Source organism: Streptomyces sp. DT224, from assembly GCF_049844595.1.
Classification (GTDB): Bacteria; Actinomycetota; Actinomycetes; order Streptomycetales; family Streptomycetaceae; genus Streptomyces.
The window spans coordinates 1-282 of the sequence record NZ_JBNCLI010000060.1 but is presented as its reverse complement, the minus strand read 5'-3'; the positions used below and the strand labels follow the sequence as shown (position 1 = coordinate 282).

Genomic DNA, 282 nt, shown 5'->3' with positions numbered 1-282 from the left:
GCGGTGCGGTCGGTGATGTCGCAGGCGGTGACGCTCACCCGGGCTCCGAGGGCGGTGAGTTCTTCGGCCAGTTCGGCCGCGCCGGGGGCGTTGGGGCCGCTCCGGCTGACGAGCAGCAGGTCGCGGACGCCGTGGGCGGTGACGAGGTGGCGGGCGGTGAGCGCGCCGAGGCCGCCGGTGCCGCCGGTGATCAGGACCGTGGAGTGCGGGCCGAACGCCGCCACCCCATCGTCCCCGCGATCGTCCTCGGTGCCCGTGCCCGTGCCCGTGCCCGTGCCCGTG

1 protein-coding gene is annotated in these 282 nt (G+C 77.0%); it reads right to left on the bottom strand.

Annotated elements, in window-relative coordinates:
• On the bottom strand, positions 1-282 hold a 282-nt coding region (locus ACLQ2N_RS36035; protein WP_425820023.1), incomplete at both ends, for an SDR family NAD(P)-dependent oxidoreductase.